This window comes from Streptomyces sp. NRRL F-5630, assembly GCF_000719475.1.
GTDB lineage: Bacteria > Actinomycetota > Actinomycetes > Streptomycetales > Streptomycetaceae > Streptomyces.
Genome location: NZ_JOGO01000108.1, coordinates 1 through 13,807 on the forward strand (window position 1 = coordinate 1; position 13,807 = coordinate 13,807).

Genomic DNA, 13,807 nt, shown 5'->3' on the forward strand with positions numbered 1-13,807 from the left:
GTCCCGGCCCCCGCCCCCGTCCCGCGACTCCGCCCCGCCCCCGTCCCGCGCCTCCGCTTCGTCCCGGACCCCGGCCGGTGCTTCCTCGCCCGGCGCCCCCTCGCCCGGCGCCCCGCTCTCCCCTGCCGGCGGGTCCACCAGGAGCAGCCGTCCGTCGTGCGTCGCGACCGCGAACCGGTCGCCCTGCGGTGAGGCGACCAGCTCCTCGACGAGCCCGAGCCGCCCGTGCGCCCAGCGGCGGACCGGGCCCGGGGTGCCCGCGCGGGGCAGCGGGGCGACCTCGATGCCGTCAGCGCCGCCCGCGTCGCTCACGTACGCGACCGAGCTCCCGCCCCCGTACAGCACCGGCATCCGCACCCGGACCCCCGGCGTGTCCGCGAGGGTGCGCGCCGGGCCGTCTCGGTGCGTGAGCCAGTACAGGCTGCCGCGCACCGCGACGGCGCTCGCGCGGCCCGTCTCGTCGGGGCACACGGCGTCGAGGTGGCGCGCGGCGGGGACCTGGTGGTGGCGGCGGCCCGAGCGGGGGCCGCCGAGGCGGATGTCGAGGCGGCGCGGGAGGGCGTCGGGCGCGAGGTCGTCGACGAGCCACAGCTCACCCGCGCACTGGTAGACGATCCGGTGGCCGTCGCTCGCCGCGTTGCGGGCGTAGAAGGCGTCGTGGTCGGTGTGGCGGCGCAGGTCGGAGCCGTCCGGGCGGCAGGAGTAGACGTTGCCGACGCCTTCGTGGTCGGAGAGGAAGGCGACGCGGTCGCCGACGAACAGGGGGCAGTCGAGGTGCCCTTCGAGGTCGGGGAGGAGGCGTTCGCCGTGCAGCCACAGGCGTCCGGTGGCGCCGCCCCGGTAGCGCTTCCAGGCGGCCGGTTCGTGCGGGGGAGTGCCGGTGAGCAGGAGTGTGCGCTCGTCGCCGTCGTGGCCGCGTTGCGCGAGCGCGGAGACCGGGCCCCAGGGGAGGCGACCACCGGGGGAGCCGTCGGTGGGGACCTTGTAGGCCCACGAGAAGTACGAGAACGGCTGCGCCTGCGAGGAGACGGCGAGGATGTCGCTGCGCCCGTCCGCGTCGGGCGGGCTCCAGCCGCAGACGCGGGTGTCGCGCCCGGCCCAGTAGGTGAGCTGGCGCACGGGGGTGTCGCCCGCGACCTCGGCGAGGTGGATCTCGGGGTCGAGGCTGCGCCAGGAGATGAAGGCGAGGTGCGCGCCGTCCGGCGAGAAGCGGGGGTGGCTCAGCTTCGTGCGGTCCGCCGTGAGCCGCCGGGCGAGGGAGGGCTCCGTCGCGCCGGGGGCCGGGAGCGGGGCGAGCCACAGGTCGTCCTCGGCGACGAAGCAGAGGAGGTCGGCGTGCAGGGCGGGGTGGCGGAGATAGGCCGCTCCGCCCCGCGGGTACGGGTCCCTCGGGTGCGCGGTCACCTCTCCCATGCTCTACGCGCGGCGGGGCGCGGCAACTCGGGAACGGGCCGGGGCCGCCGCCTCCAGCGGAGGGCGCCACGGAGGCGGCGGGCGGGACGGAGCCCGTGGGAGGCGGGACGGGGCTCACCGCCGGAGGGGGCGCTACGGGTCCGTGGCCCCCTGCCCCCGCCCCGCGTGCTCCGGGACTCCGGGGCCGTGGCCCCCTGCCCCGCCCCGGCCGGTACGGGACCGATCGCCCCACGCCCCCCGTCCGGTCGGACTCGGCCTCAGCCCTCGCCCCGGGCGTCCCTCATCACCCGTACCGCCGCGCCTCGGGGACGAGCGCGAGCGCGACGACGAGCCCGGCGAGCACCTCGGTGCGCCACCCGCGCGGGTGGGAGCACCGGGCGGGGCGGAAGCAGCGGGGGCCGGGGCAGGGGCCGACGTAGGAGGGAACCGCCGTTCGCACGATCAGTCCCTCCAGCGACACCGGCCTCGTCCTCCCCGGCGTGCTCTCAGGGCGGCTCCCGCCTCTGCGCCGAGGCCGGTGTCGCCCGGTCGAGGGGCGGTCAGGCGCACGAAGCCGCTCGGATTCACCCCGGAACAGATGCGCGAGCGGCTCACCGCACCCGACCGCCTGGACGGGGGTGCCGGGGCCCTGCCGCCGAAGGAGCGCGAGGCCGGGCTCGCGGAAGACGAAGAAGCCCGCCGAGACGCCGCGCGGCAGGCTGCCGGGCCCGAAGCAAGGGCCGAAGCAGGGCTCCGAGCCCGGCCCGGAGCCCCCCTCGCGCCACCGCAGCCCTCGGGGCCACCGCACCCCCGCGCCACCGCAGCCACCGCCGTGCTCGCCGCTGAGGCCGGGCCCGCGCGCTGACAGCGAGAGCCGCACGCGCACCCGAAACGCGAGCGCCCCCATCCCCCACCCCATGTACGTACCGGATAAATAAGCCCCGCGCAGCACGCGTGGCCCACCTCACGTACGAAACCGTTTCGTTTCGCTTGGGAGGCGGGTAGGCTCCTCATATGCGAGAGCGCACCCGGCTCCGCTCCTGGGGCTAGGGTGCGTGGACCGACGCGTGTCGCTCGCCCGTCCCTCCCCGGGGCGGGGCAGGCGCGCGGGAGCGAGCAGGAGGTGGGCCGGATGGCTGGAGCAGTGGGCGCGACGACGCGTCGCAGCCGTCTGACGCCGGAGCGCGAGGCCGAGTTGTACGGCGCCGTGCTCGACCTGCTCCGCGAGGTCGGCTACGAGGCGCTCACCATGGACGCCGTGGCCTCCCGCACCCGGTCCAGCAAGGCCACCCTCTACCGCCAGTGGGGGAGCAAGCCCGAGCTGGTCGTGAAGGCGCTGCGCCATCACAAACCGCACTCGATCGCCGACATCGACACCGGCAGCCTGCGTGGGGACTTCCACGCGATGGTGGGCAGCCAGGACGATTGCCGCATGGCGGAGGACGCCGCGCTGATGCGCGGGATCGCCATGGAGATGAAGAGCAACCCCGATCTGCACCGCGCCTTCCGCGAACTGCTGATCGAGCCCGAGATCACGGGGCTCGGACAGGTGCTGCGGCGCGCGGTGGAGCGCGGCGAGGTGGACGCGGACAGGCCCGCGCTCGACTTCGTCGTGCACATGATGGTCGGTGCCTTCGTCGCGCGGCAGATGATCGACGCGCGGCCCTTGGACCGGGACTTCCTCACCCGATACATCGACGCCGTGGTACTCCCCGCCCTCGGCGTCTGATTCCCCGACACCCCCGCGCGGACTGACGCGCGCCCCCCGCTTCTCCCCTCCCCGCCGGGCCAGGACGCCCCGCGACGCGTACCCCGCGCCGCTGAGCCGGCCTGCCCGGACCAGGGTGAGCCGGGCGGGCACCGGTCCGCGCACCGCGCCCCCGTACCAGCCGTGTACGAGCCGCCGCGACCCGTACCACCTGACGTGACCGCCTCCCGTCAGGGCCGGACGCATCCGCAAAGCCTTGTCCCTTTTCCGCCCCTGACCGAACGGGAGTTCCACCCCCGTGGCCACATTCCTCTACCGGCTCGGCCGGTTCGCCTTCAGGCGGCGACGCGCCGTCGCCTTCGTGTGGGTCGTGCTGCTCGCGCTCGTCGGCTTCGGTGCCGCGACCGCCAGCAGTCCGGGCCCGAGCCAGTTCTCCATACCCGGCGTCGAGGCCCAGAAGGCGTTCGACCTCCTCGACCAGCGGATGCCCGCGAACAACGCGGAGGGCGCCAGCGCCCGCGTCGTCTTCAAGGCGCCCGAGGGCCAGAAGATCACCGACCCGGCGAACAAGGCCGAGGTCACCAGGACGGTCTCCGCGATCGAGCACGGCTCGAAGGAGGTCTCCCACGCGGACGACCCCTTCGAGAACAACGCGGCCGTCTCCAAGAACGGTGAGATCGCCTACTCCACCGTGAGCTACAAGGTCAGCTCCATGGAGCTGACGGACGCGAGCAAGGACTCGCTCGAACACGCCGCCGAGCAGGCCCAGGACAAGGGCCTGACCGTCGAGATCGGGGGTGACGCGCTCCAGGCCGGGGCCGAGACCGGCTCCACCGAGGTCGTCGGCATCGTCGTCGCGGCCGTCGTCCTGGTCATCACCTTCGGCGCGATCGTCGCCGCCGGGCTCCCGCTGCTCACCGCGCTCATCGGCGTCGGCGTCGGTGTCGGCTCGATCACCGCGCTCGCCTCGGCCCTCCACCTCGACTCGACGACGTCGATCCTCGCCATGATGATCGGCCTGGCGGTGGGCATCGACTACGCGCTCTTCATCGTCTCCCGCTACCGGGCCGAACGCGCCGAGGGCAAACAGCCCGAGGAAGCCGCCGGACGGGCGACGGGCACGGCGGGCTCCGCCGTCGTCTTCGCCGGGCTCACGGTGATCATCGCCCTGTGCGGCCTCGCCGTCGTCAACATCCCGTTGCTCACCAAGATGGGCGTCGCCGCCGCCGGTACGGTCGCTGTCGCCGTGGTGGTCGCGCTCAGCCTCATCCCCGCGCTGCTCGGCTTCGCGGGCGACAAGGTGCTCGGCCGCAAGGCCCGCAAGGCCGCCAAGGCCGTCAAGGACCAGGGCCCCGAGGCCCAGGCCCGTGCCGTCGCCGAGGCCCATCGCGGCGACGACGGCGCGCACAAGGTCAACGGCGGCACCCGCTGGGCCCGCTTCGTCCTGCGCCGCCCCGTCCGTGTCCTGCTCCTCGGCGTCCTCGGCCTCGGCGTGATCGCCGTGCCGGCGACACAGCTCGAACTCGGCCTGCCCGACGACGGCTCGCAGCCGACGTCCACGACGCAGCGCCGCGCCTACGACCTGCTCTCCGACGGCTTCGGGCCGGGCTCCAACGGCCCGCTCATGACCGTCTTCGACGGCAAGGGCGTCGCCGACCCGCACGCGGAGGCCGCGCAGGTCGTCGCGGAGATCAAGAAGCTCCCCGACGTCGCGGCGGTCAGCCCCGCCTCCTTCAACCCGGCGGGCGACACGGCCACCATCGCCGTCGTCCCTGCCTCCAAGCCGTCCTCGCACGCGACCGAGACGCTCGTCCACTCCATCCGCGACATCGGCGAGGACGTCAAGGCCGCCGACCGCGGCGAGGTGCTCGTCACCGGGCAGACGGCGATGAACATCGACGTCTCGCAGAAGATGAACGACGCGCTCCTGCCGTACCTCGTGCTCGTCGTCGGCCTCGCGTTCCTGCTCCTGATGCTCGTCTTCCGCTCGGTCCTCGTGCCCCTCAAGGCGGCGCTCGGCTTCCTCCTCTCGGTGGTCGCCGCGCTCGGCTCCGTCGTCGCGGTCTACCAGTGGGGCTGGCTCGGCTCGCTCTTCGGGGTCGAGCAGACCGGACCGATCATGAGCATGATGCCGATCTTCATGGTGGGTGTCGTCTTCGGCCTCGCGATGGACTACGAGGTCTTCCTCGTGACCCGGATGCGCGAGGCGCACGTCCACGGCGAGAGCCCGGCCCAGGCCATCGAGACCGGGTTCCGCCACGGTGCCCGCGTCGTCACGGCCGCCGCCGTCATCATGATCGCCGTCTTCGCCGGGTTCATCGGCTCCAGCGAGCAGATGGTCAAGATGATCGGCTTCAGCCTCGCGATCGCCGTCCTCTTCGACGCCTTCGTGGTGCGCATGACGATCGTCCCGGCGGTCCTCGCCCTGCTCGGCCGCCGCGCCTGGTGGCTGCCGAAGTGGCTCGACCGCGTCCTGCCGAACGTCGACGTCGAGGGCGAGAAGCTCCACAAGGCGCTGGGGGACGGTTCGTCCTCCGGCGAAGGACCCCAGGACCCGGACGCGGAAAGGGAGTTGACCCGCGTCTGAGCAGTCCTGGCCCCGGGCGGGGCGAGCGGCCCCCGGGCCGTGTCCCGCCCGGTGACCGGGTGCGGTGGGCGGCTGAGTGCCGCACCCCGCCCGGTGACCGTGCCGAGGTCCGTGGGGACGGGGCCGGCACGGCGGGCCCGGCGAGAGGGCAAGGCTCTCGCCGGGCCCTTCCCCTGGGCGTACGGGCCAGCCCGGCACCATGCGACGAGCACCGATCCGGGCGTACGCGCCTTCCGCGAGGCCATCGCGTACTACGCCGAGGACCTCGGCCGCGTCGAGACCGGTGAGCCCGCCCGGCCCGGCGCCGCGGACGGCACCCCCGGCTGACCCGCCACCCCGGACCGGCCCGCCCCCGCCGGGTCCGCCGCCCCCGTCACCGTCCGAACCGCCGCCCCCGCCTTACCCGTCGCCCCCGCCTGCCCCGTCGCCCCCGGCGCCTCGCGGACCGGGCCCGTCAGCCCCGCCTCGTAGCGGGCCGCCGCCGTGTACGTGCGGCGCAGGAAGCGGATCAGGTCCGTGCTGTCGCACTGGAGGACGAGGAGTGGCCCCGCCGCGCGGCGCAGTTCCAGGACCGTCTGCGCGCGTCCGCACGGCCAGACGCGCAGGCCCGCCGTCCCGGCCGGGCTGCGCAGCCCTTCCTCCAGGAGAGCGCGCGCGAAGACGTGGTCGTGCGCCCCCTCGGTGCCCGGGAAGGCGAGGCCGACGAGCGCGGGGTCGGTGGCGGGGTCGTACCGCAGGAGCACGGGAAGCGTCTCCGCCTCGTCGGGGCCGCTCGCGCACACCCGTACCCGCACGTACTGCTCGATGCCTGTCACGGTCGCAGAATCCCACGAGTGGGGAGGATTCGCCCGGCGAGAACGGCGGCCAGGTGGCAGTTGCGCCGGAGGCACTCTTGCGAGTCCCTCGCAACTGGGCACTATGATCGTACGGTTTTGCGCGTCCCCGCCCCCGCAGGAAGCGAAGTCCCGCCATGCATGTCCCTGACGGATTCATCAACGCTCCCGTCTCCGCCGCGACCGGCGTGCTCGCCGCCGCCGCCGTCGCGGTCTCGCTGCGCGGCGCCCGCCGCGAACTCGGCGCCGCCGGTGCCGAGCGCACGGCGCCGCTCGCCGGTCTCGTGGCCGCGTTCATCTTCGCCGTCCAGATGCTCAACTTCCCCGTCGCCGCGGGCACCAGCGGACACCTCCTCGGCGGCGCGCTCGCCGCGATACTCGTCGGCCCTTATACGGGCGTGCTGTGCGTGTCCGTCGTCCTGCTCATGCAGGGCGTCCTCTTCGCGGACGGCGGCCTCACCGCGCTCGGCGTCAACATCACCGACATGGCGATCGTGACGGTCGTCGTCTCGTACGCGGTCTTCCGCGGCCTCGTGAAGGTCCTCCCGCGCCGCCGCTCCTCCCTCACCGCCGCCTCCTTCGTGGCCGCGCTGATCTCCGTGCCGGGCGCCGCGGTCGCCTTCACGCTCATGTACTGGATCGGCGGCACGACGGACATCTCGATCGGCAAGGTCGCGAGCGCCATGATCGGCGTGCACGTGCTCATCGGGATCGGCGAGGCGGTCATCACCGCGCTGACGGTCGGCGCCGTCGTCGCCGTCCGCCCCGACCTCGTGCACGGCGCGCGCGGCCTCGGAGCGCCGCTCAAGCTGCGCGTGGGCGGCGAACTCGTCGACGCCGCCCCCAAGGCCCCCGCGCCCGCCCCCGTCGCCGCCCGCTCCACCCGCAAGATCTGGATCACCGGCGTCGTCGCCTCCGTCGTCCTCGCCGGTTTCGTCAGCTTCTACGCCTCCGCGAACCCCGACGGCCTGGAGAAGGTCGCCCACGACAAGGGCATCGACAAGGCGGAGAAGGACCACGCCTCGAAAAACTCCCCGCTCGCCGACTACGGTGTCAAGGACATCGCCGACGCCCGGATCTCCGGCGGCCTCGCCGGTGTGATCGGTGTCGGCGCGACGATCGTCGTCGGCTCGGGCGTCTTCTGGGCCGTGCGCAAGCGCCGCGCCGACGAGGACCAGCCGGGCGAGCAGGGCGCCACCACCTCGGCAGGGACCGTATAAGCGCATGGCAGCGGAAGGGGGCACCCCCCACACCTCCGGCCACGGGGGAGCCCACCGGCTCTACCGGCACGGGAACTCCGTCGTGCACCGGCTGCCGCCGCACACGAAGCTCGCCGCCGCGTTCGCCTTCGTCGTGCTCGTCGTCTCGACCCCGCGCGAGGCGCTGTGGGCCTTCGGCGGCTACGCGGTGCTGCTCGCCGCCGTCGCGACGGCGGCCCGCGTCCCCGCCGGCTACCTGCTGAAACGGCTGCTCATCGAAGTGCCGTTCGTGGCCTTCGCGGTGCTCATGCCGTTCGTCGCCGAGGGCCCGCACACCGAGTTCCTCGGCCTGTCCCTCTCGGTCAGCGGCCTGTGGGGCGCCTTCAACGTCCTCGCGAAGGGCACGCTCGGCGTCGCCGCCTCCGTCCTGCTCGCCTCGACGACCGAACTGCGCGCCCTGCTCCTGGGCCTGGAACGGCTCCGGCTGCCCCCGATGCTCGTCCAGATCGCCTCGTTCATGCTCCGGTACGGGGACGTCATCACCGACGAGATGCGCCGCATGAAGATCGCCCGCGAGTCGCGCGGCTTCGAGGCGAAGGGCGTGCGGCAGTGGGGCGTCCTCGCGAAATCCGCGGGCGCCCTCTTCATCCGCTCCTACGAACGCGGCGAGCGCGTCCACCTCGCGATGCTCAGCCGCGGTTACACGGGCACCATGCCCGTCATCGACGAGATCACCGCGACGGGCACGCAGTGGGCGCACGCGCTCACGCTGCCCGCCGCGGCGCTCGTGATCTGCCTGTTGGGATGGACCCTGTGACGCATCGAGCCACCGACCCCGTACGCCAGGACACCGCCTCCGGTACCGCGCCGCCCTCCCTCGACGTGAGCGGCCTCGCCTACGCCTACCCGGACGGCCACCAGGCGCTCTTCGGCGTCGACCTGCGCATCGGGAAGGGCGAACGCGTCGCCCTCCTCGGCCCCAACGGCGCCGGCAAGACGACCCTCGTCCTCCACCTCAACGGCATCCTCGAAGCGGGCGCGGGCAGCGTCACCGTCGCCGGGCTCCCCGTCGGCAAGAAGCACATGGCGGAGATCCGCCGCCGCGTCGGGCTCGTCTTCCAGGACCCCGACGACCAGCTCTTCCTGCCCACGGTCCGCGAGGACGTCGCCTTCGGCCCCGCGGCGGCCGGGCTGCGGGGCGCGGAGCTGGAGGCGCGGGTGCGCGAGGCGCTCGACGAGGTCGGCATGGGCGAGTACCTCGACCGTCCCCCGCACCACCTCTCCTTCGGCCAGCGCCGCCGCGTCGCCGTCGCCACCGTCCTCGCGATGAGGCCCGAGATCCTCGTACTCGACGAGCCCTCCTCGAACCTCGACCCCGCCTCGCGCCGCGAACTCGCCGACATCCTCCAGCGCCTCGACGTCACGGTCCTGATGGTCACCCACGACCTGCCCTACGCCCTGGAGCTGTGCCCGCGCGCGGCCATCCTGAGCGACGGCGTCATCGTGGCGGACGGCCCGACGGGCGAGTTGCTGAGCGACGCGGACCTCATGCGCGCCCATCGCCTCGAACTGCCCTTTGGCTTCGATCCGCGGTCTGTGACCATGGAGAGGTGAACGAGAGTGTGCGCCAAGCCGGGGACGTGACGGTCGAAGGACTCGTCGCACCGGGGTACGAACAGGTCAGGGACGCCTTCACCAGCAACTTCACCCGGCTCGGTGAGCGGGGCGCGGCCGTCGCGGTCTACCACGACGGCCGCAAGGTCGTGGATCTGTGGGGCGGTACGCGGGACGGGGACGCCCCCGCCTCGGGCGGCGAGCCCTGGCGCCGGGGCACGGCGCAGATCGTGCGCTCCGCGACGAAGGGCATCGCGGCGACCGTGCTGCTCCTGCTCCACCAGCGCGGCGCCCTCGACCTGGAGGCCCCGGTCTCCGCGTACTGGCCCGCGTACAAGGCGCACGGCAAGGACGGCACCCGCGTACGCCACCTCCTCGGCCACCGCGCGGGCGTGCCCGCGCTCGACACGCCGCTCACCCCCGAGGCCGCCCGCGACCTCGACCGCGCGGCAGCCGCCGTCGCCGCGCAGGCCCCGTTCTGGGGGCCGGGCACCGACCACGGCTACCACGCGCAGACGTACGGCTTCCTCACCGGCGAACTCGTGCGGCGCCTCACCGGGCGCACGCTCGGCTCCTGGGTCGCCGAGAACCTGGAGCGGCCCCTCGGCCTCGACCTGTGGATCGGGCTGCCCGAGGACGAGGAGTGGCGCGTCGGCCGGATCAGCCCGCTCGCCCCGCCGCCCGCCGCCAACGGCCTGCGCCTGCGCCCGCGCAGGGACATCGCCGCCGCGTACGGGGACCCCGGCTCGCTCACGAGCCGCGCCTTCGCCGCCATCAGCCCTGCCGCCGACGAGAACACGCGCGCCCACCGCGCCGCCGAACTCCCCGCCGCAAACGGCGTCGCGACCGCGCGCGGTCTCGCCCGCTTCTACGCGGCGCTCGTCGGCGACGTCGACGGAGGCCGCCGCCTCCTCACCCCCGCGACCCTCGCCATGGCCCGCACCCAGGAGTCCGAGGGCCCCGACCGCGTCCTCGTCGCCCGCACCCGCTTCGGCGCCGGCTTCATGCTCCACGGCCCCGCCAGCCCCCTCCTCGCCGAGGGCTCCTTCGGCCACCCCGGCCGCGGCGGCTCCCTCGGCTTCGCCGACCCCGAATCGGGCATCGGCTTCGGCTACGTCACGAACGGCCTGCGCAAGGGCGTGACAGCCGACCCACGAGCCCAGGCGCTGGTGAAGGCGGTACGGGGGGTGGTGGGGGGCTGAGGGGGCGTCCCCTCGGCCGCCGCGCGGACCGTGACGGCGGGACGGGCAGGGGCGGTCGGCGTTCCATGCCCCGCCCGGTCGCCCGGGACTCCGGTGGAGGCGCGTTCGCGCGGGGAGCGGGCCTTACGCTTCGCTGGTGCGGAGTTCCTCTCAGGTTTCCCCGGAAGGCGGGTTGGGGTGGGCATGACGCTGGGTGTCGCGATCCTCACGATGGGGGACCGGCCCAAGGAGTTGGCGGCACTGCTGTCCTCGGTCCGTGCGCAGACGACGCCAGCGACGCGGACTGTGGTCGTCGGCAACGGCTGCTCGCTCGCCGGCCTCGGGTTGCCGGACTGGGTGGAGGCGGTTGAGCTCGCCGAGAACCTGGGAGTGACGGGTGGCCGGAATGCCGCCCTGGACCGTCTACGGGACATGGACCTCGTCCTGGACTTGGACGACGACGGTCTGTTGGTCTCCAACACCGACTTCGAACGCATCGTCGGGTTGTACGAGGCCGATCCACGGTTGGGCATCGTCGGGTTCCGGATCGCGGACGAGACCGGCTTCACCCAGCGCCGCCATGTCCCGCGACTGCGCTCCGGCGAGCCGATGCGCGGGGGACGGGTGACCACGTTCCTGGGTGGGGCGCACGTGCTGTCGGGGAGGATGCTGGCTCAGGTCGGCGACTGGCCGGACGCGTTCTTCTTCTCGCACGAGGAGACGGACATGGCCTGGCGCGCGCTGGACGCCGGGTGGACGATCCGTTACGAGCCGGATCTCCTGCTCCAGCACCCCCGCACCTCGCCCGCCCGCCACGCCGTCTTCCACCGCACCACCGCCCGCAACCGGGTCTACCTCGCCCGGCGTCACCTCCCGGCCCCGCTCGTGCCGGTCTACCTGGGGGTATGGGTGGCACTGACCGTGGCGCGCACGCGTGACGCGGCGGGTTTGCGGGCGTGGTGCGCGGGCTTCGCGGAGGGCTGGCGCACGGCGTGCGGTCCGCGCCGCCCCCTGCGCTGGTCCACGGTGTGGACCATGACCCGCCTCGGGCGTCCGCCGGTCCTCTGACCGTCCGGACGTGGGACATCCGTCGTGGGGAGCCCCGCGATCGGCGTCGTGGGGGAGTCCGGCGGGACACGCGGTGGCTGGAGCGCACGCCGTACGCGATCCCCGACCGCCCCGAGGGTCCCGGCACGCGCGCCGCGGGATCGCCCTGAGCGCGCGTCACGGGTCCTCGCCCGCGCCCACTACACCCCTCGCACCTCTGTTCCTCTCCCCCCTCCTCCCGGTAGCTTCCGCGCCATGACACAGCGATTCGAGGGCCATGTCGCATTGATCACCGGGGCCGCGCGCGGGATCGGGGCGGCGACCGCGCGGCGGCTCGCCGAGGAGGGGGCGCGGGTGCTGCTCACCGACGCCGACGAGGGGGCGGCGCGGGCGACGGCGGCGGAGATCCCGGGGGCGGAGCCGTACCGCCTCGACGTGCGGGTACGGGCCGAGGCGGAAGCCGCCGTGGCGCACGCGGTGCAACGGTTCGGGCGTCTCGACGTCCTCGTCAACAACGCCTATTCGGCGGGTGCCGACGCGGACCTCTTCGAGGACGAGAGCGACGAGGTCTGGGAGCGCGACATCGACGTGTGCCTCGGCGGTGCCTTCCGCTGCTCGCGCGCGGCGCTCCCGCACCTCGTCGCCTCGGGCCGGGGCGCGATCGTGACGATCGGCTCGGTCAACGCCGAGGCCGACTTCGGCGGTCACGCCTACAGCGCCGCGAAGGCCGCGCTCACCTCGCTGACCCGTACCCTCGCCGGGCACGCGGGCCCGCGCGGCGTGCGCGTCAACCTCGTCGAGCCCGGCACGGTCCGCACGACGGCGTGGGCCGACCGCCCCGCCCACCTCGAAGCGTTCGCCGGTCTCTACCCGCTCGGCCGGGTCGGCGAGCCCGAGGACATCGCGGCGGCCGTCGCCTACCTCGCCTCGGCCGACGCGGCCTGGGTCACGGGCACGACCCTGCGGGTGGACGGCGGCATCCTGGCGGTCCAGTCGGGCTTCCGGCAACGGGCGAAAGCGGCGGACGCGCAGGCAGCGGCGGACGGGGAGGCGGTACAGGCCGGGGACGGGCCGGGCGCCGGCTGACCCCGGTACGGCGGGAGGCCGCCCCGCCCTCGCCCCCGCGTTACAGCTCCAGCAGGTCCAGCGCCTGGTCCAGGTTGCGGCGGGCGAGGGCCTGGCGGGCCGGGTCGAGGCCCGGGTCGGCGTGGCGGATCGCGGACTGTTCGAGGTACCACTCGACGCGCCAGACCCGCAGCCAGGCCAGCGCCCAGCGCTCGGCGGCCAGCCCGGCGCGGCGGTCGAGCGTCGAGGCCGGGCCGCCCAGGTCCACGTACCGCTCCAGGAACGCGCGCGCCTCGCGGGGGCGCGGGCGGTCGAGGCCGTCGCCCCAGGAGACGAGGTCGAGGAGGACGGGACCGACGTAGGAGCGCGCGAAGTCGATGAGGCGGACGCCCTTCGGCCCCACGTGGACGCCGTTCCCCGCGATCTCGGTGTGCACCCAGCCGAAGGGCTCCCGGTCGGCGCCCGCGCAGCGCTCCTCGGAGACCTTCCGCACCTTGTCGAGGTCGCCGCCGAGCCTGCCCGCGAGAGCGGTCCAGCGGCCCGCCTCCTGGAGCCGGTCCAGGTGCCAGCGCGCCCGGTCGGGCATGGTGATCATCGTGTACTCGGAGAGTGAGGGGCTGCCGGGCGGCGAGGGCGCCCGGTGGAGGACGAGGAGCAGGTCGAGCACCTCGTCCTCGGTGGCGGGGCGTACGGGCTCGCCCAGGTCCTCCATGACGATCGTCATGTGCTTGTCGCGCACCTCGCTGGAGTGCAGCGTCGCCACGGGCACCCCGGCGGCCTGGAGCACCCGGTGCGTCGACGCCTCCTGAGCGAGCGGCGCGTGCCCGTACTTGTGGATGAGCGTCAGGCCGTCCGCGAAGACGAGTCGTTCGACCCCGCCGTGGGTCCAGGCGCGGACCTTTTCGCGCCGGGGATCCGGGGCGAGCCCGAGCCCGTCGAGGTGCTCCGCGAGGACCGTATTCAGGAGTGCGAAGTCGAGCACGGGACGTCCCGGGGGGAGGCGGTACGGGGGGTACGGACCGCCACATCGTGGCCCACCCGCGCGGACCGCCCCAAGTCCGTGACCATTCACGACCGTTATCGACCCGACGAGTCCGGGAGGTGCCCCTTCCCGGACGGAAGCGGCCGAATGGGGCGGGCGGTTGATCGGCGACGGTCACTGCCGGCCGCTGCCGATCAAC

Annotated in this window: 11 protein-coding genes and 1 pseudogene; 8 read left to right on the forward strand and 4 right to left on the reverse strand. The window is 74.2% G+C overall.

The features are described 5' to 3' along the window. Positions 1-1,413 (reverse strand): annotated as a pseudogene (locus tag IF99_RS0128540) (peptidase S41); the annotation flags it as partial. A gap of 283 nt (positions 1,414-1,696) precedes the next feature. Next, positions 1,697-1,873 (reverse strand): hypothetical protein, encoded by a 177-nt coding sequence (locus IF99_RS34185; RefSeq protein ID WP_158716670.1) that lies wholly within the window; start codon positions 1,871-1,873, stop codon positions 1,697-1,699. 651 nt (positions 1,874-2,524) lie between these two features. On the opposite strand from IF99_RS34185, the gene IF99_RS0128550 reads away from it, so the two are divergent. Both IF99_RS0128550 and IF99_RS0128555 read left to right on the forward strand, forming a co-directional pair. Then, on the forward strand, positions 2,525-3,121 hold the full coding sequence (locus IF99_RS0128550; protein WP_031000987.1) for a TetR/AcrR family transcriptional regulator: 597 nt from the start codon (positions 2,525-2,527) through the stop codon (positions 3,119-3,121). Positions 3,122-3,398: 277 nt separating this feature from the next. Then, a complete protein-coding gene (locus IF99_RS0128555) occupies positions 3,399-5,687 on the forward strand; it encodes an MMPL family transporter (protein ID WP_031000989.1) in 2,289 nt (762 codons plus the stop codon). 251 nt (positions 5,688-5,938) lie between these two features. Here the strand turns inward: IF99_RS0128555 and IF99_RS0128560 are convergent, their stop codons facing one another. Further along, a complete protein-coding gene (locus IF99_RS0128560; protein WP_031000991.1) occupies positions 5,939-6,502 on the reverse strand; it encodes an SsgA family sporulation/cell division regulator in 564 nt (187 codons plus the stop codon). A 155-nt stretch (positions 6,503-6,657) separates the two neighbouring features. Between IF99_RS0128560 and IF99_RS0128565 the strand changes: the two genes are divergently transcribed. The 6 genes from IF99_RS0128565 (at position 6,658) to IF99_RS0128590 (ending at position 12,647) form a co-directional block, all read left to right on the forward strand. Continuing rightward, entirely contained in the window at positions 6,658-7,740 is a 1,083-nt protein-coding gene (locus IF99_RS0128565; RefSeq protein ID WP_031000993.1) for an energy-coupling factor ABC transporter permease, read from the forward strand. 4 nt (positions 7,741-7,744) lie between these two features. Continuing rightward, entirely contained in the window at positions 7,745-8,536 is a 792-nt protein-coding gene (cbiQ, locus tag IF99_RS0128570; RefSeq protein WP_031000995.1) for a cobalt ECF transporter T component CbiQ, read from the forward strand. Further along, positions 8,524-9,333 (forward strand): energy-coupling factor ABC transporter ATP-binding protein, encoded by an 810-nt coding sequence (locus IF99_RS0128575; RefSeq protein WP_234340901.1) that lies wholly within the window; start codon positions 8,524-8,526, stop codon positions 9,331-9,333. The genes cbiQ and IF99_RS0128575 overlap by 13 nt, the downstream gene beginning before the upstream one ends. After that, entirely contained in the window at positions 9,330-10,535 is a 1,206-nt protein-coding gene (locus IF99_RS0128580) for a serine hydrolase domain-containing protein (RefSeq protein ID WP_031001000.1), read from the forward strand. The genes IF99_RS0128575 and IF99_RS0128580 overlap by 4 nt, the downstream gene beginning before the upstream one ends. Positions 10,536-10,718: 183 nt before the next feature. Continuing rightward, on the forward strand, positions 10,719-11,582 hold the full coding sequence (locus IF99_RS0128585) for a glycosyltransferase family 2 protein (protein ID WP_031001001.1): 864 nt from the start codon (positions 10,719-10,721) through the stop codon (positions 11,580-11,582). Positions 11,583-11,816: 234 nt separating this feature from the next. Beyond that, on the forward strand, positions 11,817-12,647 hold the full coding sequence (locus IF99_RS0128590; RefSeq protein WP_031001003.1) for an SDR family NAD(P)-dependent oxidoreductase: 831 nt from the start codon (positions 11,817-11,819) through the stop codon (positions 12,645-12,647). 40 nt (positions 12,648-12,687) lie between these two features. Here the strand turns inward: IF99_RS0128590 and IF99_RS0128595 are convergent, their stop codons facing one another. Beyond that, the gene (locus IF99_RS0128595) at positions 12,688-13,608 is read right to left on the reverse strand and encodes a phosphotransferase (protein WP_031001005.1); all 921 of its coding nucleotides are present in this window, start codon (positions 13,606-13,608) and stop codon (positions 12,688-12,690) included. Between the last annotated feature and the right edge of the window lie 199 nt (positions 13,609-13,807).

Coding starts and splice junctions, on each gene's coding strand:
- IF99_RS0128550 (WP_031000987.1), top strand. CDS start 2,525: ATGGCTGGAGCAGTGGGCGCGACGACGCGTCGCAGCCGTCTGACGCCG.
- IF99_RS0128565 (WP_031000993.1), top strand. CDS start 6,658: ATGCATGTCCCTGACGGATTCATCAACGCTCCCGTCTCCGCCGCGACC.
- cbiQ (WP_031000995.1), top strand. CDS start 7,745: ATGGCAGCGGAAGGGGGCACCCCCCACACCTCCGGCCACGGGGGAGCC.
- IF99_RS0128575 (WP_234340901.1), top strand. CDS start 8,524: ATGGACCCTGTGACGCATCGAGCCACCGACCCCGTACGCCAGGACACC.
- IF99_RS0128585 (WP_031001001.1), top strand. CDS start 10,719: ATGACGCTGGGTGTCGCGATCCTCACGATGGGGGACCGGCCCAAGGAG.
- IF99_RS0128590 (WP_031001003.1), top strand. CDS start 11,817: ATGACACAGCGATTCGAGGGCCATGTCGCATTGATCACCGGGGCCGCG.